Here is a 22,508-nt window from a genome sequence, read left to right on the forward strand (position 1 = left end):
GTGGGTGTTGCCGATTATGCTACGTATGGCCCAAGAAGCACTTACGTTTGACGACGTATTGCTCGTTCCCGGCTACTCCGATGTTCTGCCCAAGGACGTCAGCCTCCGGACCCGCCTGACTCGCGACCTCTTCCTGAATATCCCCCTCGCCTCTGCTGCCATGGACACTGTGACCGAAGCCCGTCTGGCGATTGCCATGGCTCAGGAAGGTGGCATTGGCATCATCCACAAGAGCATGAGCATTGCCCAGCAGGCGCTGGAAGTGCGCAAGGTCAAGAAGCACGAGAGCGTCATCGTCAAGGATCCGGTGACCGTAGGTCCCAAGGCCAAGCTGCAGGATCTGCTGTCCATGGCCAAGGAACACGGGTTCTCTGGTTTCCCTGTCGTGGAAGGCGAGACCCTGGTCGGCCTGGTCACCGAGCGTGACATGCGCTTCCAGCCCAACCATGGCGACAGCGTGTCGGACATCATGACCCCGCGCGAGCGTCTGGTGACGGTACCGGAAGGCACCCCGCTGGACGTCATCAAGGGCAAGATGCAGGAACACCGCGTCGAGAAGATGCTGGTGGTGGACGCTGAGTTCCGCCTGCGCGGCCTGGTGACCTTCCAGGACATCGAGAAGGCGCGCACCTTCCCCAATGCCGCCAAGGATGCCGATGGGCGTCTGCTGGTTGGCGCCGCCGTGGGCACTGGTCCCGAGACCCCTGACCGGGTCAAGGCTCTGGCAGAAGCTGGCGTCGATGCCATCGTGGTCGATACCGCCCATGGCCACTCCCGTGGCGTCATCGAGCGCGTGCGCTGGGTCAAGGAGCATTTCCCCCAGATCCAGGTGATCGGTGGCAACATTGCCACGGCCGCCGCCGCCAAGGCACTGGCCGAGGCGGGCGCCGACGCGGTCAAGGTGGGCATCGGTCCCGGTTCCATCTGTACCACCCGGATCGTGGCCGGTGTGGGCGTGCCCCAGATCACGGCCGTGTCCAACGTGGCCGAGGCGGTCAAGCCCTATGACATTCCGCTGATCGCCGACGGCGGTGTGCGCTTCTCTGGAGACATCGCCAAGGCGGTGGCAGCCGGTGCCAGCTGCATCATGGTGGGTGGTCTGCTGGCGGGTACCGAGGAAGCCCCGGGCGAGGTGGAACTGTTCCAGGGACGTACCTACAAGGCCTATCGTGGGATGGGCTCCATGGGCGCCATGTCCCAGACCCAGGGTTCCAGCGACCGCTACTTCCAGGACAAGGATGACGGTGTCGAGAAGCTGGTACCGGAAGGCATTGAAGGCCGTGTCCCCTACAAGGGGGTGATGAGCGCCATCGTGCACCAGCTGATGGGTGGCCTGCGAGCGTCCATGGGCTATACCGGTTGCGCCAGCATCGACGAGATGCGCACCAAGCCTGAGTTCGTCAAGATCACGGGTGCCGGCTTCAACGAGTCCCACGTGCATGACGTGCAGATCACCAAGGAAGCCCCGAACTATCGCGTAGGGTGAGGCGTCCACCGTCGCCCTGAAGCTGGAAGCGCCCTGGCGCTTCCAGCTTTTCACTTTATTGCCCTTTGATCGCCAGGCCTTTTGGCCACCGCCTGCAAGGTAATTCCCATGACCGATATCCACGCCCACAAGATCCTGATCCTCGACTTCGGCTCCCAGTACACCCAGCTGATTGCCCGTCGGGTTCGCGAGATTGGCGTCTATTCCGAGATTCGCGCCTTCGACATCACCGAAGAAGAAATCCGCGAGTATCGCCCCAATGGCATCATCCTGGCCGGTGGGCCGGAGTCGGTGACCGAGCTGGATTCGCCGCGGGCGCCTGCCTGCGTGTTCGAGATGGGCCTGCCGGTGTTTGGCATCTGCTATGGCATGCAGACCATGGCCGAGCAGCTGGGCGGCAAGGTCGAAGGTTCCAACAAGCGCGAATTCGGCTATGCCCAGATTCGCCTGGATGCCGAGACGGCGCTGTTCAAGGACATCAAGGACCACGTTGATCCCGAGACCGGTCGCGGCCTTCTGGATGTGTGGATGAGCCACGGCGACAAGGTTGCCCAGGCGCCTGAAGCGTTCACCGTGACGGCTTCCACCCCGAGCTGTCCGATCGCTGCCATGTCCTGGGAAGAAAAGCGCTTCTACGGCGTGCAGTTCCACCCAGAGGTAACGCATACCCAGCAGGGCCAGCGCATCCTCGAGCACTTCGTGCTGGACATCTGCGGTGCTGAACGCAACTGGACCCCGGCCAAGATCATCGAAGACCAGATCGCCCGGGTGCGCGAGCAGGTAGGCGACCGTCACGTGTTGCTGGGCCTGTCTGGCGGCGTCGATTCCTCGGTGGTGGCCGCCCTGTTGCACAAGGCTATCGGCGACCAGCTGACCTGTGTATTCGTCGACAACGGCCTGCTGCGCAAGAACGAAGGTGACCAGGTCATGGAGACCTTCGCTCAGCACATGGGCGTTCGCGTCATCCGCGCCGACGCCGAAGACCTGTTCCTCGGCAAGCTCAAGGGCGAGGCCGACCCCGAGGCCAAGCGCAAGATCATCGGCAACACCTTCATCGACGTGTTTGATGAACAAGCTGCCAAGATCGACGGCGTGGACTTCCTGGCCCAGGGCACCATCTACCCGGACGTGATCGAGTCCGCCGCGGCCAAGACCGGCAAGGCTCACGTGATCAAGTCGCACCACAATGTGGGTGGCCTGCCGGAGACCATGAAGCTCAAGCTGGTCGAGCCGCTGCGCGAGCTGTTCAAGGACGAAGTGCGCAAGCTGGGACTTGAGCTCGGCCTGCCCTACGACATGGTCTACCGTCACCCCTTCCCGGGGCCGGGCCTGGGGGTGCGTATCCTCGGCGAGGTGAAGAAGGAGTACGCCGATATCCTGCGCGAGGCCGACGCCATCTTCATCGAAGAGCTGCACAACTCCGGCTGGTACCACAAGACCAGCCAGGCCTTCGCCGTCTTCCTGCCAGTGAAGTCCGTTGGTGTGGTGGGCGACGGGCGCCGCTACGAGTGGGTTATCGCCCTGCGCGCCGTCGAGACCATCGACTTCATGACCGCCCGTTGGGCGCACCTGCCCTACGAGCTGCTGGAGAAGGTGTCCAACCGCATCATCAACGAGCTGTCCGGTGTCTCCCGCGTCACCTACGACGTGTCGTCCAAGCCGCCGGCGACGATTGAGTGGGAATGATGTCGCTGAGCCAGACCTCGTCGGCCTGACATTGCAAGTACACTGTTCGATCAGCACAACACCCGCCTAGGCGGGTGTTGTGCTATTCGAGAACAGAGGAAGTGGCAGGGTGTTGCGAGGTGATCCGTTCCGAGAGCGCATCCGTCGTTGGGCGTGCGACTCATTCTGCCTTCGGCCACTCCAGTGCCAGTACCACCCTGCGAGTGCTCGCCGATTTCTTCTCTATCTTGGACACGCTCACCGCGCCAACCTCCCGTGTATTGGCGACATGGGTCCCCCCGCATGGCTGTAGATCGGTATCCTTGATGTTCACGAGTCGCACCTGCCCGCAGCCCATGGGCGGATAGACGCTCATGGTGCGCACGAGCTCTGGATGGGCTTGCAATGCCTCGTCGCTTATCGTTTCGACCGTCACCGGGTGCGCCGCCTCGACCATTGCCGCCAGGGCTGTCTCAATGCGTTCACGTGACAGCGGGTCGCTGGTCACGAAGTCAAGGCGCGCATAGTCAGCGGTAATACTGCAGCCGTTGACCGAATACGGCAGCACGGCACACAACATATGTGCGGCGGTGTGTAGGCGCATGTGTCGGTAGCGGCGCTGCCAGTCGATGTTGGCACACACCTCGTCACCAGGCTTGATTCTCTGAATCAGGGGTGTCTGACCAAGAGCCGGGATATGCAGCACGGTATTCTTGTCAGGAAATGCCTCACCTGCCTTGCGCGACTCTGTAATCCGTAACCGGGACCCACCTTTCAGGGTCAACCAGCCGCTGTCTCCTGCCTGGCCGCCCCCCTGTGGGTAGAAAACCGTTTGGTCAAGCAGTAGCCCTTCTTTTGAGACATGAGACACGATGGCCCTGCACGTGACGTGATAAGCGTCGTTGAGATACAGGTGATCAGTTTGCATGATGCACTTACCTCGTAATGTGGGCCTACATAGCCTCTTGTCCCGCAGTCTTTCGGAGAAGCGCTTGATGAAGGCACCGCGGGTCAAGGGGGCGGATGGACTCATCAGGCCAGGCAAATAGGGACATTCTCGTAGTGTGTCCTGATATTGAAGGCGAACACCGAGAGAAGAACGAAGCCAGCAGAAAATACGAAAGCGGCCAAGCGCTGAGACGCCCGCGGAGAGTTCGCCGATGGTGGCCACCAGGCTACGCCAGAGCCCCGGAGGATTGAGCCACGAAGGGCAGCGTACAGCACCACGTTACTTGGGGACGTGTTGCTGCGTAAGAGTGTGCCAACCACAAGTGCCTTAACGACATGGAGCAAACATGAGTGATCCATGGCGTACATGCCAGGTGGAAAGGTCAGATGATAGGTGAGGTGTTCGAGTACCTGAATGCACAGGCGTAGAGCGATATTGCCAACTGCGATGGCGTCTATGGCTTGGCATAGAGCACTGTCTAGCTATCGTACGATTTACGATAGGGAATCTCATCAAAAGAGAAGAAAGCGGATGGTGAGTGGCAGGGACGTTGTCGACCTGGAGCATTGCCGGCTTGGACAGAGCATCGTCGGCTAGTCCCGCCACCACCATCTCGCTTTTTCTAGTACCAGAAAGGCGTTCTACCCGTGCGTGTTACCAGTGGAAGCCTGCGCCGACACCGACACCCATATTCCCTTGAGAGTCGCCGGAGCCGTTGAGCTTGAAGGCCCACTTGCCGTTCTCAGTCAGGTGCGAAACGCCTACCGCCGCTGCGGATTCGCCTGAGTAGTTGCCTCCACCGACTGCGATCATGCTCCTCCCCGGCAGGTACGCCTGAGGAACGGATGCCATGGCAATGGCGGTAGCTGAGCCGGCATTCGCCTCGTCCTCTACGTCACCGATCTTGTCCGCCAGTCGACTGAACTGACGCTGCACGTTCTGGTTGAGGGCATTCAGCTGCCCGACGTTGGCTGCATCGGTGTCAGCGACGCCAGGCCCGACGTTGTGAACGGTGGTAGGGCCTGCAGCGGCATCGCCAAGGGTCACGGAGCCATAGTCGACGCTGCCATCCTCGTGCCGGTCGTAATTGACGGCGCCCGCCTGAACGGACTCAAGCTGGCGAACATTGACCGCGTCGGTGGCTTCGGTGCCCCCTGCAACGTTGGTGATCTGACGCTCACCCCCCGCGCTACCCACCGACAGTGCTCCCGCGGTAGAGCCAACAGCGACATCCGAGAACGCCTCGCGGGCACCGTTCATTCCGCCTCGATCAGCGATGGAACCTGAGCCCAGGGCGATGCCGCCCTCAGCTCCCTCTTCAACGCGCGCGCCGCCCCCCATGGCAATGCCATCTGCGGCATCGATCTGGGCGCCAGGCCCTGATGAACTGATGTTGCTATAAAGGCCGCCTCCGCCTCCAGCACCGCTCAGCTGCTGACTAAGGTCCCAAAGCTGTCCGCCGGTTACCGCATCAGTGCTGCCACTGCTGATGTCTCCATCGGCCAGATTGGTGATGCTGGTGCCATTTTGTCCACCGAGGGTAAGGCTGCCTTTATCAGAGCCGGCGTCATAGGTCAGGGCATCGTCGCTCAGGCTGGCGTACTGCCCCTCGAGGTCATCCACTCGACTTGAGATGCCCTCCACAGCCTGGTTGGTGGCGTATAGCTGGCTACCATTGATCGCATCGGTGCTGCTGGCGCTGACCCGGCCCGCGGCCAGATGTGTCAGGGTGCGCTCTTGACCAGCGCTGCCAATGCCCACGGTGGCGATTGGCGAGCTACCAGCGAAGGTGTAGTCCGTACCGGCGAGCGTGATACCCGACGTCGCCACTGCTGCATCGGTCACCGAGTTGCTTCCCAGCGCCACGCTCGACGCCTCGCTGGCGCTGGCGCCATGCCCAATCGCAATGGCTTCTTCGGCGGTTGAAGCACCCTCGGCACCGAGCACGATCGTATGATCAGCGCTGGCAACACCAAAATTACCCACAACAATAGCCTCGAGGCCGTCGACGGCAGCATTGTTACCTACGACATTGGCATGTGAGGAAACCGAGGATACCGTGTTATTCGAGCCGGAAATGCCGGCATAGGCCGCATTGATCTCGTTGTTATTACCAAGGACGCGAACGGCATTTCCATCGATAGTGTTTTTCATGCCGAGTACGCTGGTGTACTTCGACTGATCGCTTACGCTATTGGAGTAACCGATCGCCGTTGCATTGATCGCGTTGGTAGCGATCGAGCTATCCGTGCCGATGACCACACTATTTTCGGCGCTTGCGGTAACGGAACTGCCCAGGCTTACTGCTCGAGTCGCGCTTGACGTGCTGCTATCTCCCAGCGCAATTGATCGGTCTCCTGATGCCGCTGAATCGACCCCTATGGCGATGCTCTTGCCGCCACTGGCTTCACTTCCGTCGCCCATCTCGATGGCTTGAGCCCCGGTCGCTCTCAACTGCCTCGTTGAGATGGCTGCGCTGTAACCACTGATCGCTGCGGTGTCCTCGTCGGTAGCCTCACTGACGCCTTCAGCGGCGTTACAGTCGCTTGAAAGGGGCGAGGTCCCGTTGCCGTTGGTGGCCTGCGACGTGTTGAGAAGAGTCCCCTCGTGATCCATGAGGGCCGAATCCGTCAGAGTACTTCCAGTACATGATTCGTCTGTATTGATGGAGTTCGCTTGAGCCGTTGTTGCCATGCCGGCCATTACTACAAGGCTTAGCGCTGGCAGTAGGGGATAATGGAAAAGTGCGCGCCCAGTTTTGACTATCGCGGCGGCGAGTGGCCGGCGCGTAAAGGAAATGGTTTCCGAGTTGAGCTTCGCGTCTTCGTAAGATGTCTTCATGTTCACTACTCTCTGCCTACTGTCGCACTAAGCGGCGGTAGTCTATGCCGCGCATTGTGCTGTCGATATCACTTGGCCTTTGGAATAAAGGCGTCTTAGTAATCTGGTCATCAGTATTACGATGCTCACTATTACGGCGTTAAGAATGCCGTAATGTAACCTTAGGTAACAGAGAGGTAGTGCCTGAGACGAGAGCGAGCCCCTCGTCGAGATTTTCTGTGCTGAATTAGGCACGCAAGCTGTCTATGTATACGGGGAGGAGATATGTCGTCCGATCCCGACTTGCTTCTTCATGAAAGGTGAAATTTGATGGCGTCTAGAATTTTTAATATATAAAACATTAGCTTAGAATCTGCTGCGTTTTTGTTTAGTTCATCGAATGACACATTGGAGAATATGCATGTGAGTTGATGTAGGAGGCATGTGGGGATGGTACTGTGCTGAAATGCCTGTTCGTGACTCAGATAAAGGGTATTAATTTTGCAGCAATTTGTTTATTTTTTAATTTTAAATCAGTATGTTGCATTGCTTGATGCATGTGCGTTGCGACATTGTTTTATTGTCAAAAGCCCTTTTTGGCATAGTTGCGTTTACAAAATAGACACAAATGCTAAGTTTAATTTGATGCTATGCTCAAATTTCTTACGACTAGGTATGAAAAGGCATAGTTGTATCTGAAAGAAGATGAGTGAAGGCTCCGAAATACCAGGAAGAGGTGTTCGCTTCGACGCCTCACTTAATGCATTTGAAAGTAGGGATGTTGCGGTGGCGATAGGTCGTCGCCTTAGCCCTCGACGACTGTTTATGGATGTTTTTTTCAAGCATTTTTTTGCGGTTTCATGGCCCTGTCTATGGAGTCTTTCCGGTGGAGCCTGATACTCGAGATGGTGACGGAGAGCCTGCTTCGCTGCTTGTTGCGAGCCCACTAGAGCGGTCGATATGACGCCGCCAATATCACAACACCCGCCGATGGGCGGGTGTTGTGTTCGAGTGGGTACGGCCGACCTGACGTCGTCGATCCAGGCTGTGTGTCAGTCGCTCTCGTAAAGCTCTGCCTTGGCATCGCGCATGATGTTTTCACAGGCGGCGTGCTGGGCCAGCTCTGTCATCAACGTCTGGGACAGGGCAAAGCCCTTGCCCAGGCAGCGATCCACTTCTTCACGGGGGATGCCGGGCCGCACATCCACGTCGAGGGTGAAGGTTCGCTTGCCGCCTTCGAGGCGGTCGGCAAGGTGCCTGAGCTGCCATGCCAGGCGGTGTTTCCAGCTTGCGGTTGTTTCCACGCCTTCGGTCACGTCCAGGGTGCACTGCCACTGAGGCTTGTAGACCTTCATGGTAACCTCCTTGCTGGTGAAGTGAGCGTTCTCCTGTTCCTTCATCACGTTCAGGTTTCAGCATACTCGCATATGTCCTCCTTGCCACTCCCTCCCTCGGGGGCGGTCCCCTGTTTCTATTGGATGGGGGCTCTAGGAGCAGTTCTATTGGGTCGTACCGGGTAAGCGAGTCCTTGCTGGGGCAGAACAAAAGAATGCTGAGAGATGGAACAAAAGGTCCTCGGATTGCGGCCTTAGGCGGCTGAGCGCCAGCGGAAACTGGCTACACTGAACCGGGGTCACGGGGAGTGCTGCGATGCAGTCTTGGGGGGCAGGAGCGGCAATTGGCAGGGATAGGCGACTATGGCTGGTACTGCTGGTGGCAGTGGTATCACTGGCCTGGGAGCTGGCGAGTGAAGCATCGCGGCCACCGCCCAATGTCACCATGTGGGTGCTCGACCACACCGATGAGCTGCCGCCGCCGTCGAGCAGCTCAGAGAGCATGGTGCAACGCCGGCTGGAAGAGCAGGTGAGCCTCGGCCTCAGGGCGCATCCCGTGTGGATGCGCGTCGTCATTCACAATGTGCAGGCGGGCCAGCGCCTGGTGTTCTCGAACCCCTTGGTCCAGGGCATCGAGTTGTTTAGATGCATCGCGAACGATTGCCGTCCCGTTCGTAGGGCGGTGCATTTCGCCGACAGTCAGGGTATTGCGGCAGCGCTCCCGCAGTTTGTGCTGCCTGACGGAGTGAGCGAGTACTTGCTCAAGGTGGTGACCAATCAGGCGATCCGCTTTGACCTTACCGTGCTCGATGACGCTCAGCTGCATCATCACTGGCGTCAGCTGCTGTTGGGCCAGGGGCTGTACTTCGGCCTGATTGCCGGACTCGCTGCCTACAATAGCCTCTTGCTGTTCAGTCTGCGCGACAGTAATTATCTGTGGTACCTAGGGTTTCTCAGTGGGTCCGGGCTTTACTTCCTGAGCCAGAATGGCCTGCTGATGATGCTCTTTCCGCCTATGGGTGCTCGCCTCAACGAGGCGCTGCTGCTGTCCTCCCTGTCGGTGATCAGTATTTTTGGTATCCAGTTTTGTCGTCGCTTCTTGCGCACGCCCTATCAAGACCCTTGGGTGGACAGGCTGATGCGTTGGTTGTGCTGGCCGTTGTGTGTGGCGATAGCGGTGGCCTGGCTTCTGCCCAGCTTCTTGACGGTGGTGATCTACTCGGTACTGGGAACACTGGTACTGGCGGCCTTTCTGGTGTCATCACTACGGGGCCTGTGGCGAGGGTTTCGCCCAGCCCAGTGGCTGCTGATGGCGTGGTCGGTGCTGGTGGTGGGGGTCTCGCTATTACTGCTGGTCACCTATGGGATCATTCCCCATAACGTCTGGACGTTACACGGTTTTCAAATGGGTTCCGGGCTTGAAGCCATCTTGCTGTCGTTGGCCCTGGCCGATCGCATCAGCTTGCTGCAGCACGAGCGCGAAACTTTGCTGGAAGAGAAGGCGCGGCTGCATGGCATGAGCTATCTGGACGGGCTGACCGGCGTTCACAACCGGCGCTATCTCGATGAAGCACTCCCCGCAGCCATTGCTCAGGCCGAGGCGAGTGAGCACCCGCTGTCACTGATCATGTTGGATATCGATAATTTTAAACGCTTCAATGATGGCTGGGGGCATGCCGAGGGGGACCGCGCCTTGCAGCACCTGGGAACGGTAATAGAGGACGTGGTGCGTGATGTTGACCCTGTCTGCCGCTACGGTGGTGAAGAATTTGTCATCCTGCTCAAGGAGCGTGATGAGCACCAGGCAATGGAAGTGGCCGAGCGAATCCGCCATGGGTTGGCCTCGACACCGCTGCTGCTGCATAGCGGCGAGTCGGTGCTGTTGACCTGCACCCTGGGAGTGGCGCGACGCCAGCGGGGCGAGTCGGCAAGTGACCTGCTGCGACGTGCGGATCAGGCGCTGTACCGTGGCAAGTACGCCGGGCGCGACCGCGTGGTACTCAATGCGTCTGCGGTCAGTGCCGGCGACACGCCCTGAACATACCGCCTTCCCCATGACCTGTCGCACTAGGCCATTCTTTTCAGGGAACCCTGGTGGTGGTGCGGGTCGAAGCTAGCGGGTGTCACGTTGTTCAATAATCCAAGGAACCGGCATGAAAGATGTCTCTGTGTTACCTCGGCCAACAGCGGCCGGCGCTGTGTTTCTGCTGGTGGTAGCGGCGGTCCTGTCGATGGTGCTGCTGGTATCGGGTGGAGCGAGTGCGGCAATGGACAAGCGAGACAACGATACGAAAGAGCCGTCAGAGGGACTGGCGCCACTGGCGCTGCCGGCCACCTACCTGGGAGAGCTGCCCTGCGATGACTGTCGTGGCATACGGCTCGAGCTGTCACTGGATGGTGCTGGCCACTTCCTGCTAAAGGAGCGTCACCTGGGGCCGGGGGAACAGCCTGACCGCCGCTACCGCGGCGACTATGAGCTTCAGGCGAGTCGTCTGGCACTGATGGGGGCAGTCCCTCAGCCGTTTGATGAGTGGCGAATGGGCGCCAATGGCGTCTGGCTTGGCCAGGGGGATCAAGCGGGTGAACAGGGAGCTCGCCTGGAGCGACTGGAGACCGTGCTGTCGGAGCCGCTGGAAGGGCGCTACTGGAAGCTGGTCGAACTGGCGGGCAAGTCGCCGCTGACCGGTGAAACGCATCTTGTATTGCATGAAAAGGAGGGGCGCGTCGCCGGCTTTACCGGCTGCAACCGCTTGATGGGCCGCTACCAGGTAGAAGCGGACTCGTTGGCGCTATCGCCGCTCGGTACGACGAAAATGGTCTGCGCTCGACAGACGATGATCCAGGAACAGGAGTTGCTGGAAGCGCTGCAAGCGACTAGTGGCTTTCGAATCCTGGGTGACGAGCTGTTTCTGCTGGGAGACCAGGGCGCGACCCTGGCGCGCTTCGAGGTCGTGCATCTGACCTGAGCTGGCCTGAACGGACGTGAACTGGCCTGGGCTGATGTGAACTGGGCTGGGCTAGCTTGACTTAGGCTGGCCCGGCTCAGCTCAGCCCCGTCAAGGCGCTATCAGGCAGTCGTCGTGCTGACGTCTGCACGGTCGCTGACGATGCGATCTCGGCCTTCGGCCTTGGCACGGTACAGCAGCCTGTCCGCATGGTTGATCAGCGCATCGTAGTTGATGCCGGGAGAATGGCTGGTCACCCCAGCGCTGACCGTGAGCGAGATCACATCTCCATTGTGCATGATCGGCAAGCTGTGTAGCCGCTTTCTAAAGCTCTCCAGTACCGGCAGTATTTCGCCAAGGTCAGCGCCGGGGAAGATCAGCAGGAATTCTTCTCCTCCCCAGCGGCATAGCACGTCGGAGCGTCGAAAATGACGCAACAGCAGGTCCGACAGCTGGATCAGGCACTGATCGCCCACACGATGACCATGCTTGTCATTGATCAGTTTGAAGTGGTCGATGTCGATCAAGGCAAGACTGTAGGGGATGCCCTTGCCCTCCCTGCGGTCACTGGCCAGCTGACGCAGGTATTCCCCCGCGTAGCGGCGGTTGTGAAGACCGGTCAGTGCGTCTCGGGTGGCCATGCTGGTCAGGCTCTCTTCCTGAGTTTCGTAGACGTGTCTTGCCAGCATGGCAAAGCCGATCATGGTGAACAGCGCGACCGCCAGATTCAGCGTCGCCAGAATCAGCGGGAAGGGCGGTGCCTGCTCGACCGGAAACAGCTGGGCGATCGGAAATTCGAGGAAGATGAAGATGACCATCCCCATCAGCCCCAGCAGCAGCGATACCCACTTCACCGAGTGGGTGACCGCGGCCCAACAGGCCAGGGTCAGCAGGTAGAAGTGGAAGCCCGCTGTGGTACCGAGCAAAAGCGTGGCGATGATGGCGTGGCAATAGGCCTCCGCGATGATCAGATAGACAGCGCGATCCTGTTCGCCTCGCTCGTTGGCCAGATAGGCGCCTAGCCACATGCCGACGCTGACGATGTTAGTCAGTGCCAGCGCGGGATAGCCCAGCCACCAGAACAGCGGAATAAACAGGAAGTGAACGCCAGCCCCCATCAGGCTGGCCCAGCGCGTCAGCAAGTGCTTGCGCAGGCGTCGATGCCGGATGGAGGCAGGGCGCTGGAGTACCGTCTGGGCGAGAATCGAGTGTCGGTCCATGCACGGGAGCTCGCATTCGGTAAGGGGAGTCTCGACGTCTCGTTAGACGACGTGCTTGACCATCAGGGTGGGGCGAAGAGCGTGCCTGGAAGCAGGCTCCCGCCGGACACCCGGCTACAGGTTGCTACCTCCAATGTAGCAGTTCCGGTAGATGAATAGTGCTACGCACTCACGCCAATTCAGCGCTGTGATACACGTTCTGTACGTCGTCGAGATCGTTGAGCATGTCGAGAAGCTTCTCGAACAGGGCCACGTCGTCCCCTTCCAGCGGGGTTGTCGCCTGGGGCAGGAACTGGATCTCGTCCACCTCAAACTCTGCTGCGCCCACGGTATCGCGCAGTGCCTGGCGAGCCTTGGCGTATTCGGTCGGCGGAGCGAAGACGGTGATCAAGCCGTTTTCGTTCTCGATGTCAGTGACGTCCACGTCAGCTTCCATCAGGGCTTCCAGCGCTGCTTCTTCGTCTTCGCCGGCGTAGGACAGGATCGCCAGATGGTCAAACATGTGGCTGACGCTGCCGGGAGTGCCGATCTTGCTTTTGGTCTTGGTAAAGCAGGCGCGCACGTCGCCGAAGGTGCGGTTGGGGTTATCGGTCAGGCACTCGACAATGACCATGGCATTGCCGGGGCCGAAGCCTTCGTAGCGCGCACTGGAGTAGTCCTCACCACCCACTCCGGAGGCCTTCTCGAGGGCGCGCTCGATGACGTGGCCGGGTACCTGATCTTTCTTGGCGCGGTCCAGCAGGCTGCGCAGCGACAAGTTGGCGGTGGGGTCAGGCCCCCCAGCCTTGGCGCAGACGTAGATCTCGCGCCCATACTTGCTGTAGACCTTGGTCTTGGCGGCGGCCGTCTTGGCCATGGATTCCTTGCGGTTCTGAAAGGCCCTACCCATTGCGTATTCCTGTGACGTGACAACACGAACAAAGAATTCTACGAGAGTCTGCCCCCTGGCGAGAAGCCTTATTTCCCGCCGAGAGGGCTTATTGCCCTGGTGAGTGAACGGCCCGGGTCGCCCAAGCATAAGGCATGAGCTGTCTACACTGGGGATACTGACCAAGGAGAGCGCTTATGGATCATCTTGCCTATCGCCATGCGTTGACGTCACGCCTGGCCGGTGTCGAGCTTCCCTTTGCTGCTGAAGAGTTTGATCGACGGCTGGCCCGGACCCGCGATGCGATGCAGCGTCAGGGACTGGATGCGCTGCTGCTGTGTCAGCCATCGGACATCTTCTATCTGTGCGGGTACCACACCTTTGAAGTGTCGGTACATGCCGCGCTGGTGGTCACGGCTCGGCGTACCTTGTTGCAGGTGGCCTCGATCGAAACCGGGCCCGCCGTGGTGACCGCGCGGGTCGACGAGATTGTCGGCTATCGCTGGGAGGCGCCCGAGGAGATCATCGACCCGCTGGCGCAGGTACTTTCAGAGTGTCGCGCCATCGGGGTGGATGGCAACAGCCCTGGTCTTCGACACAGCGTGATGCAGCACCTTCAGGGACGCTTGGGAGGTGATCGTTTCCAGCACGCAGCAGGACCCTTGATGGCCGCACTGAGATTGGTCAAGAGCGACGCCGAGATCGATTGTCTCGTGCGCAGCGCCGCGATGACAACCGAGGGACTGGAACGAGCCATTGAGGCGGTCGAGCCGGGCGTCAGCGACAATCACATCGCCGCCGCTGGCGCCCAGGCCATGCTGGAGGCTGGCAGCGAGTTTTTCAGCCTGGCGCCTATTGTGACCACCGGCCCGCGCAGTGGCACGATCCATGTTAATCATCAGCGTCATCCCGTTCACCGGGGGGATGTGGTCTTTCTGGAGTTTGGCGCGGTCTGGCGCCGCTATACCGCCCCTGTTATGCGCACCGTGGTGATCGGTAGCGTCACCGACGAGATGCAGCGCGCAGCCGAGCTCTGTGCCGTCATGGAGTCCGAGCTGTGCAAGGCCATGGTGCCAGGACGCCGGTTCGAGGAAGCCGCCAACGTGGCCGATCAGCTGCTGGCGCCGCAGCGCGACAGCTTCTTTCATTCCGGGGTCTACGGATACTCGGTCGGGGCCCAGTTTCCGCCTAGTTGGGTGGAGGGAACCGGTTACCTCGCCCCGGGCCAGACGACTCGATTCGAGCGCAACATGGTCTTTCACTTGCCCCTGTGCCTGCGTGTTCCCGGGCAGTTCGGTATCGGTTTGAGCAACACCGTGCGTGTTACCGAGCGAGGGGCGGTGCGCCTGACGAATCACGACATGGCATTGGTCCAGCGGTAGGCCTGGCCTGCAGCTGGGGACATGGGTGCCGATGCACCACATTCAGCGCTAGACTGGCGCGCCAATGCGCTTGAGAGCACGACATGCTGAGTTTCTTTGAACGGCTGGTCGATCCCTACCCGGATCAGCCCGAATCGGTGCCGACGCCCCAGCTTTGGCCCTTTATCCTGCACTACTCGCGTCCCTTCGCCGGGCTGCTGCTGTCCATGGCGCTGGTCACCGCCCTCGTATCCGCCGCCGAGGTGGTGTTCTTTACCGCCATGGGCGAGCTGGTGGACTGGCTGGCCGAGGCGGATCGAACCCGCTTTGTCGATACCCACCTGATGCCGCTGGTGGGGTTGGGGGTGGCGGTGTTGGTGGGGTTGCCGCTGCTGGTACTGGTGCTGTCTCTGATCACCCATCAAGGCATTTTCGGCAACTATCCAATGCTGGGGCGCTGGCTATCTCACCGCTTGATGTTGAACCAGAGCCTATCGTTCTTTCATGACGAGTTCGCGGGACGGGTGTCCCAGAAGGTCATGCAGACCGCCCTGGCCATGCGTGAGACGGTGACCAAGCTGCTCGATATGCTGGTGTATGTGCTGGTCTATTTTACCGGCGCACTGGTGGTGCTGGGCAGCGCAGAGCCCTGGCTGATGGTGCCGCTGCTGGTGTGGTTGGGAGGCTACCTGGGATTGATGCGCTGGTTCATTCCGCGGTTGCGTCGGGTGTCGATGGCCCAGGCCGACGCGCGAGCGGTGATGACGGGGCGGGTCGTGGACAGCTACAGCAACATCCAGACCATCAAGCTGTTTGCCGATGACGGCGCCGAACAGGCCTACGCCCGGGAGGCCATGGATGGCTTCATGGGCACCGTACATCGGCAGATGCGGTTGGCGACGGGACTGTCGGTAGCGCTGACGGTGCTTAACACCATGCTGCTGGTGGCCATGGCCTCGCTGGTGGTGCTGGCCTGGTACCACGAGTGGGTATCACTCGGAGTGACCGCCGTCGCCATTGGCCTGGTCATGCGAGTGCGCTCCATGTCGGATTGGATTCTGTGGGAGGTGGCAGGTCTATTCGAGAACATCGGTACCGTGCAGGACGGCATCAACACCCTGTCGAAGGTCCCTGAGGTGCAAGACCGGCCTGGCGCACCCCGGCTTGTGGTGTCTCGAGGCAAGATCGTGTTCGACCACATCACCTTTGGCTATGCGCGGGGGCAGTTGCCTGGACGCAAGGTATTCGATGGCTTCGAGCTGCAGATTGCCCCGGGTGAGAGAGTTGGCATCATCGGTCGTTCTGGTGCGGGCAAGTCGACGCTGGCATCGCTGCTATTGCGGTTTCACGATGTCCAGGACGGACGGATCCTGGTGGATGATCAGGACATCGCCGGCGTCAGTCAGTCGTCACTGCGACAGCAGATCGGCATGGTGACCCAGGACACCTCGCTACTGCATCGGTCGTTGCGAGAAAACGTGCTGTATGGCAGCCAGCCATGTAGTGAGGAGCGCCTGTGGCAGGCCTTGCGTCAGGCGCATGTGCATGAGTTCCTTGATGAACTGGTCGATCCGCAGGGACGGCGTGGGCTCGATGCGCAAGTGGGAGAGCGTGGTGTGACGCTGTCTGGCGGCCAGCGTCAGCGGATTGCGATCGCCCGGGTGCTGTTGAAGGATGCTCCCATCCTGGTGCTGGACGAGGCCACATCCGCGTTGGATTCAGAGGTGGAGTCGGCGATTCAGGAACAGCTCTATACCTTGATGGAGGGCAAGACGGTCATCGCGATTGCGCATCGCCTGTCCACCATCGCGATGCTGGATCGACTCGTGGTGATCGACAGGGGGCGCATTGTCGAGATGGGAGATCATCACAGCTTGCTGGCCCAGGACGGGCTATACGCCTCGCTGTGGCAACGCCAGGTCGGAGGGTTTTTGGGGGAGTAGTCCTCGTTGTGCTTTGGCGGTTTTCCTGCATTTTCTTAGCTGATAACTTCGCTATATGTGCGCCAAGTCAACGTCTTGGCTACCATTCGTGTGATACTGGACAGCTATTTCAACCGCCAGCGGAGATGACCTATCCCATGAAGGCTTCTGACAGTGCTCATGGCCTGCACCGACAACGTCATGAGCGCTCTGGCGGACGGGGTGAAGCCCACTGGTGGCGTCGGTGACAGGCAGGCGCGCTACAGCAGAAGGCCACGCTAAGCCTGAGTCCCGACCAATGTCGCCCCAAGGGCAGCGGCGGCGTCTTGCCGTCGCGATTTATGTTGTTGCTCTGATGGTGTTGGTGGTGACGCTGGCCGGTTCCTTGCGAGCGCAATACCAAAGCGAGCTCGAACGGACGGACCAGCGTCTGCTGGCGCGCGTGAGTGTGGTAGAAGCCCTTGTCAGTGGCGCCTTCGACACGGTGTCCAGCACGCTATCTGGAATTCTCACCCTCGACGATGCCCTCGACGGTGTGGATGCAGGCTACTCTCGAGATGCCTTGCTGGCCGAGCGGGCTGCGCAATTATCCTTGGTCGATAGCCTGATGATGGCTCCGCTGTCCTTACCTCAAGAGTCGGCGCTGGCCAATGGGTGGCTTCCCCTCGATAGCTTTCATCAACACCTGGCAGCGCTGGCCCCTGGAGACACCTTGATCTCCCCCTTGCACCGGACAGCGCGTGCCGATGGTTTCCGGGTGACCGTAGCGCAGCGCGGTGTCTCACCGACCTCATCGCAACACGTGGCCCTGGCGCTGGTGGATCCGCAGCCGTTGGCCGAACTGATCGCAGGCCTGGGGCTGGTGGATGGTGAAAGCATTGCACTGGTGGATAGCGCCTCGCGTCTGCTGGTTCGCGTACCCCATGTGGCGCTGGCGACAGGTGAGGTGGTTCCCCGGGTGGAAGCACCGCTGTTGACGGCGAACACCCCTGACACACTGCGCTTCCGTGAAGTATCTCATCTGGATGGCCAGGCACGCTTCTTTTTGGCTCGCCGGGTCAACGGGATGCCGCTATGGCTGGTGGTGGGGCAAACGACCGATGAGGTGTTGGCAGGTTGGTATCAGCGGCTGTGGTCGCTGCTGGCGTTGGCCGCTCTCTTGGCTCTGAGCGGTGGATGGCTGTTGCGCCATATGTTGGCACAGTGGCGTGTCCAGGCCGAGCTGCGCGGGGAGGTGGTCGAGCGTCAGCGGGCAGAGCAGGCGTCACATCGGCGAGAAAATCGCCTACAGGCGTTGATCAAGTCCATGCAGGATGTGGTGATGGTGTTGGATGGAAGAGGGGTCTTCACCTTCGTCCATGCCGGTGATGAAGGGCTGTTGATGGCTCCTGTCGAGCAGCTGATCGGACGCCATTACACGGACGTTCTACCTGAGGACATTGCGGCACGACTGCGGAGTACTCTTGCATCGAAGATCGACAGCGGCGAGGCCCATCGGCTTGATTATAGCTTGAGCCTTAATGGCGAGCGCCATGAGTTCAGCGCGTTGATCAGTCCGCTGTTCAGTGACACTGGGGTCCATGATGGGACCTTGATGGTGGTGCGTGATGTCACTCAGGATCGCATGTTGCAAGCACGCATGAGCATTGCCGCGGTGGCCTTCGAGACCCACCTGGGAATGATGATCACGGATGCAGCTGGCGTGATTCTCAACGTCAATCAGACGTTCACCGAGATCACCGGATACACCGAGAGCGAAATGAGAGGTCAGCGTCCCGGCATTCTGCGCTCTGGGCGACATGACGCGCATTTTTATCGTGAAATGTGGTGTCAGATAAGAGAGCACGGGGTGTGGCAGGGGGAGATATGGAACCGCCGCAAGAGCGGTGAGATCTACCCGCAGTGGCTGACCATCAGTAGTGTGCATGACGAGCAGGGGTGTGTGCGCAACTACGTGGCGACCCTTAGCGACATCACCGAACACAAGGCCGCCGAAGAGGAGATTCACAAGCTGGCCTTTTTTGACCCTCTTACTGGCCTTGCGAATCGACGCTTGCTGCTCGATCGCCTGGAAGAGGCATTGGCATTAAGTCGTCGCGAAAATCACTACGGTGCTCTGCTGATTGTCGATCTTGATAACTTCAAGCAGGTCAACGATATCCTCGGGCATCGTGGTGGTGATGCACTGCTACGCGAGGCCGCCAAGCGCTTCAAGGCGGTACTGCGGGAAAGCGATACGCTGGCTCGTTTCAGCGCGGATGAGTTTATCGTGGTGGCGAGCCACCTGGGGGCCGAGCTGGAAACCGCTACCCGCCTGTCTGAGGTCATCGCCAGCAAGCTGCTATCGACGCTGGAAACGCCGATGTGGATCGAGGGGCGACCCATGACCCTCACCGCCCGTGTTGGCATCAGTCCGTTCCGTGATGAGGTGTCCAAAGAGCGTCAGATGCAGCAGGCAGATATGGCACTTTTCCACGCCAAGTCGCGCGCCGTGACGCCAGTGTGCTTCTTCGACCCGGGCATGCAGCAGCGAATGCAGCAACGCGCCCAGCTCTACGAAGATCTGGTCGGAGCGATCGATCGTGGAGAGCTCTATCTGGCCTATCAAAAGCAAGTCGACGAATACGACCGCTTGACTGGAGTCGAAGCGCTGTTGAGGTGGCAGCACCCTGAGCGTGGGATGGTGCCCCCTGCCGAGTTCATTCCCCTGGCCGAGGAACGCCCATTGATTCAGGAGCTCGGACTCTGGGTGATCGAACAGGCCTGCTTGACTCTGGTGTCCTGGCAACAGGCTCAGGGCGATATCGCGGCGCAGCCAGCGGGAACAGAGCCAGGGGAGACAACGAGCGCGGCAGTCACGCAAGGTGCGAGAACAACGGGCTCCGATGCAGCAAAGAAGACGCCGTGTCCCAGCGTGTCGGTCAATGTCAGCCCCAGGCAGTTTCAGGATCCGGGCTTTGTGGCCAGGGTCAGCGACATCCTGGCCCGTACCAAGGCGCCTGCCGAGCGGCTCAAGTTCGAAGTGACCGAGACACTGTTTGTCGGGGACCGTGACGGCGTCGAGCGCACCATGAGACAGCTCAAGGCACTGGGGGTGACCTTTGCGCTGGATGACTTTGGCACCGGTTACTCATCGCTGGCCTACCTGAAACGCCTGCCCTTGGACGAACTGAAGGTAGATCAGTCGTTCGTTCGCGATGTCCTCGACAATGCCACCAGCTCGGCCATCGTGGCCAGTACCATTGCCCTGGCGCGCAGTCTCGGGCTCGATGTGATCGCCGAGGGGGTGGAAACCCTTGAGCAACGTGACTGGTTGATTCAGCATGGCTGCCATCGTTTCCAGGGCTACCTCTACGGCCAGCCAGCGCGCATATCGGAGCTGAGCCTTACCGTGTTGTAGCCGTTCTATCGCCAGCCCTATCGCCGGTGTTGTGTTGAACCATGATGGAGCCATGATGACAGCGCCATTCTTTATCGATGCCTGGTCGTTCACCCATGGGCGGCGCCAGCTGCCTGAGCCCGCACCAGGCCCCCTCGAAGTGGGCGCCTGGTACCACTTTCAGCGGGATGTCGAGGAGACGTATCACCGGCTGGAACAGGCCGGTATCCCGGAGTCCGCAATTGACGGTGTCCTGGCCGAGGACACACGACCACGCTTTGAGTCACTGGGCGATGGCAACTTTCTGTTGATCTTGCGGGGCGTCAACCTCAACGCAGGCGAGCAGCCGGATGACATGCTCAGTATTCGCATCCTGCACTACAACGGGGTGCTGATCTCGACCCGCAAATTGCCCTCGCGTGCCATCGCCGACATTCGCCATGACCTGGAACAGGACACCGGCCCGGATGATCTAGGAGCGGTGGTGGTGGAGATCATCGAGAAGCTGCACCAGCGGATCGAAGATTTTGTCGAACCCTTCGATGCCATCATCGCGTCACAGGAAGAAGCACGCGAGACCGACAATAGTGTGCTGATGGCGCTCAACAAACGCCTGATCAAGCTGAGACGATTCCTCAAGCCCCAGCGTTATGCCCTGGAGGCCATGATCGACAACTTGCCGCCATTGTTGAGTGACGATCGCTTTGACCTGGCCAATGGACGAGACACCATTCAGCGCATCAACGAGTCGGTGGATTTCTATCTCGAGCATGTGGGGATGGTGCAGCAGTACCAGGCTCACCAGCACACGGAGAAGGTCAATCGCAACACCTACCTGCTCTCGATCATCTCCGGCGTGTTCCTGCCCATCAGCTTTCTCACCGGGCTGCTTGGGGTCAATATTGGCGGCATGCCCGGTGTCGATAGCCCGCTGGCCTTCGCGCTGTTCTGCATCTTCATGGTTGTGCTTGTCGCGGTCGAGATGGTCGTGCTCAAGCGCTGGCGCTTTATCTAGTCGATGGGCTAGCCGGGGCTGAGGCTGGCCTGTTCAGGGTATCCCGCGGGACACGCCGCAGGTGGCTTTCTGTCTTGCCCCCTGGCAGGGCGGCGATCAAGTCGGCGGCGTGCAGCAGGCGCGGCAGATCAATGTCGCTGACCAGACCGCCGCCCTGAAGGGCATAGACCAGATCCTCACTGGCGGTGTTGCCGGTGGCTCCAGGGGCGAAAGGACAGCCACCCAGCCCACCGCTGGCCGCGTCCAGTGCGGTGGCGCCCTGAGCCACCGCGGCCAGCGCGTTGGCAACGCCCATGCCAAAGGTATCGTGGCCATGGAAGGCCCAGGCCAGCGTCGAGGAGCGGTGACGTTCCGTCAGCCGGGTGAAGTGGTCCGCTACCTGGTAGGGCGATGCCCGCCCTGTGGTGTCACACAGCGCGACCTCCAGCGGCACATCGCCAATGATTGCTAACGCCCGCTCCAGCACGTCATCTACCTGTTGCCAGCGGATCGTGCCGTCGAAGGGGCAGTCGAAGCAGGTGCCCAGACCCAGGCGCAGCGTGGTATTGCCCTTGGCTCGCAGCGCCTCGACCACCCGGGAAAGCCCTTCAAGGGATTGCTCCACCGTTTGGCGCACGTTGTTGAGGTTGTGCGCCTCTGACACCGACACCACGTAGACCAGTTCATCCAGGTCATGGGCCAGGGCCAGTTCCGCGCCCTTGAGGTTGGGCACCAGGGCGGAGAAGCGCACGTCCTTGCGATGTGCGAAGGCGTGAATCAATTCGCTGGTATCTGCCATCTGAGGAATGGCGCGAGGACTCACGAAGGAGCCGATTTCCATGCGCGTGATGCCGGCATCGAGCAGCGCCTGGATCACCTGAATCTTGCGCTCGGTGGGCAAGGGTTCGGCAATCGATTGGAAGCCATCGCGGGGCGCGACTTCGACCAGTTCGACAGCGGCGGGTGTAGCAGTCATGACGATTCTCCAGGGTGTTCAAGGGCAGAAGGGGATGGCTGGTCAGCGACCGGTTGATCGGGAGGCGGCAGTGGTCCGCCGCGACCCATGCTGGCCAGCGTGTCGATTAGAAACTGCAGCCCCAGCGCAGTGAAGCCGATGGGGAGCAAGGCGTAGGGCAGTACCATGGGCGTGCCGAGAGAGCTTGACACCCGCTCGCCGTATTCGAAGGCTTGATACGCCATCAACCCACCACGCCAGGCAAGAATGGCGCAGAAGATGACGCCTGCAAGACCCGTAAGGACCTCCAGCCAGCGGCGAACCGCCTGGGGCAGCTTGTCCTTGAAGAAGGTGATGCGTATGTGGGCATCGAAGCGCTGGGCTTCGGCGGCGCCCATGACGGCCAGATAGACCAGCAGGAAGGAGTTGATCTCCAGGCTCCAGTGAGTGGGGGCGGCGAAGGCGTAGCGCATCAGGGTGTCGTAGCAGATGGACCCCATCATGAAGACCAGCACCAGCATGGATGCCGCCCGCAGCAAGGTGAGTACCCTGTCCCAGCCCAGACGAACCAATGTCAGAGCAAATGTGTTCATGTGTTGTCGTTCTCCTT

The 22,508-nt window shown here is 60.2% G+C and carries 15 protein-coding genes; 8 read left to right on the plus strand and 7 right to left on the minus strand.

Going from position 1 to position 22,508, the window contains the following annotated elements:
• The first annotated feature begins 16 nt into the window (after positions 1–16).
• Positions 17–1,486 carry an IMP dehydrogenase gene (guaB, locus tag KUV72_RS00690; protein ID WP_206940104.1) on the plus strand — a complete coding sequence of 490 codons (1,470 nt, stop codon included), beginning with the start codon at positions 17–19 and terminating at the stop codon, positions 1,484–1,486.
• Between the two features lie 108 nt (positions 1,487–1,594).
• Positions 1,595–3,172, plus strand: a complete 1,578-nt coding sequence (gene guaA, locus KUV72_RS00695; RefSeq protein WP_222237097.1) for a glutamine-hydrolyzing GMP synthase — start codon at positions 1,595–1,597, stop codon at positions 3,170–3,172.
• Positions 3,173–3,332: 160 nt separating this feature from the next.
• Here the strand turns inward: guaA and KUV72_RS00700 are convergent, their stop codons facing one another.
• The 3 genes from KUV72_RS00700 to KUV72_RS00710 form a co-directional block, all read right to left on the minus strand.
• Positions 3,333–4,079: an alanyl-tRNA editing protein gene (locus KUV72_RS00700; RefSeq protein WP_222237098.1), complete on the minus strand. Its 747-nt coding sequence runs from the start codon at positions 4,077–4,079 to the stop codon at positions 3,333–3,335.
• 675 nt (positions 4,080–4,754) lie between these two features.
• Positions 4,755–6,716, minus strand: a complete 1,962-nt coding sequence (locus KUV72_RS00705) for a YadA family autotransporter adhesin (RefSeq protein ID WP_222237099.1) — start codon at positions 6,714–6,716, stop codon at positions 4,755–4,757.
• A gap of 1,256 nt (positions 6,717–7,972) precedes the next feature.
• A complete protein-coding gene (locus tag KUV72_RS00710) occupies positions 7,973–8,275 on the minus strand; it encodes a hypothetical protein (RefSeq protein WP_222237100.1) in 303 nt (100 codons plus the stop codon).
• Between the two features lie 295 nt (positions 8,276–8,570).
• Here KUV72_RS00710 and KUV72_RS00715 point away from each other — a divergent pair, with 295 nt between their 5' ends.
• Positions 8,571–10,292, plus strand: a complete 1,722-nt coding sequence (locus KUV72_RS00715; protein WP_222237101.1) for a GGDEF domain-containing protein — start codon at positions 8,571–8,573, stop codon at positions 10,290–10,292.
• A 115-nt stretch (positions 10,293–10,407) separates the two neighbouring features.
• The gene (locus tag KUV72_RS00720; RefSeq protein ID WP_222237102.1) at positions 10,408–11,220 is read left to right on the plus strand and encodes an META domain-containing protein; all 813 of its coding nucleotides are present in this window, start codon (positions 10,408–10,410) and stop codon (positions 11,218–11,220) included.
• 101 nt (positions 11,221–11,321) lie between these two features.
• On the opposite strand, the gene KUV72_RS00725 is transcribed toward KUV72_RS00720, so the two are convergent.
• A complete protein-coding gene (locus KUV72_RS00725) occupies positions 11,322–12,419 on the minus strand; it encodes a GGDEF domain-containing protein (protein WP_222237103.1) in 1,098 nt (365 codons plus the stop codon).
• A 169-nt stretch (positions 12,420–12,588) separates the two neighbouring features.
• The gene (locus KUV72_RS00730; protein ID WP_222237104.1) at positions 12,589–13,308 is read right to left on the minus strand and encodes a YebC/PmpR family DNA-binding transcriptional regulator; all 720 of its coding nucleotides are present in this window, start codon (positions 13,306–13,308) and stop codon (positions 12,589–12,591) included.
• Between the two features lie 176 nt (positions 13,309–13,484).
• Between KUV72_RS00730 and KUV72_RS00735 the strand changes: the two genes are divergently transcribed.
• From KUV72_RS00735 to KUV72_RS00750, 4 genes are all read left to right on the plus strand, one after another.
• Positions 13,485–14,669, plus strand: a complete 1,185-nt coding sequence (locus KUV72_RS00735; RefSeq protein WP_222237105.1) for a M24 family metallopeptidase — start codon at positions 13,485–13,487, stop codon at positions 14,667–14,669.
• An 83-nt stretch (positions 14,670–14,752) separates the two neighbouring features.
• Entirely contained in the window at positions 14,753–16,591 is a 1,839-nt protein-coding gene (locus KUV72_RS00740; RefSeq protein ID WP_222237106.1) for an ABC transporter ATP-binding protein, read from the plus strand.
• A gap of 277 nt (positions 16,592–16,868) precedes the next feature.
• A complete protein-coding gene (locus tag KUV72_RS00745; RefSeq protein WP_222237107.1) occupies positions 16,869–19,970 on the plus strand; it encodes an EAL domain-containing protein in 3,102 nt (1,033 codons plus the stop codon).
• A 52-nt stretch (positions 19,971–20,022) separates the two neighbouring features.
• Positions 20,023–20,964: a CorA family divalent cation transporter gene (locus KUV72_RS00750; protein ID WP_222237108.1), complete on the plus strand. Its 942-nt coding sequence runs from the start codon at positions 20,023–20,025 to the stop codon at positions 20,962–20,964.
• Here KUV72_RS00750 and KUV72_RS00755 read toward each other — a convergent pair.
• Both KUV72_RS00755 and KUV72_RS00760 read right to left on the minus strand, forming a co-directional pair.
• On the minus strand, positions 20,957–21,919 hold the full coding sequence (locus KUV72_RS00755; protein WP_261317275.1) for a hydroxymethylglutaryl-CoA lyase: 963 nt from the start codon (positions 21,917–21,919) through the stop codon (positions 20,957–20,959). The two genes, KUV72_RS00750 and KUV72_RS00755, sit on opposite strands and share 8 nt — an antisense overlap.
• Positions 21,916–22,491 carry a TRAP transporter small permease gene (locus KUV72_RS00760; RefSeq protein WP_222237109.1) on the minus strand — a complete coding sequence of 192 codons (576 nt, stop codon included), beginning with the start codon at positions 22,489–22,491 and terminating at the stop codon, positions 21,916–21,918. The genes KUV72_RS00755 and KUV72_RS00760 overlap by 4 nt, the downstream gene beginning before the upstream one ends.
• Positions 22,492–22,508 lie beyond the last annotated feature (17 nt).

Source organism: Halomonas sp. DP4Y7-1 (assembly GCF_019800705.1).
Taxonomy (GTDB): domain Bacteria; phylum Pseudomonadota; class Gammaproteobacteria; order Pseudomonadales; family Halomonadaceae; genus Halomonas; species Halomonas litopenaei_A.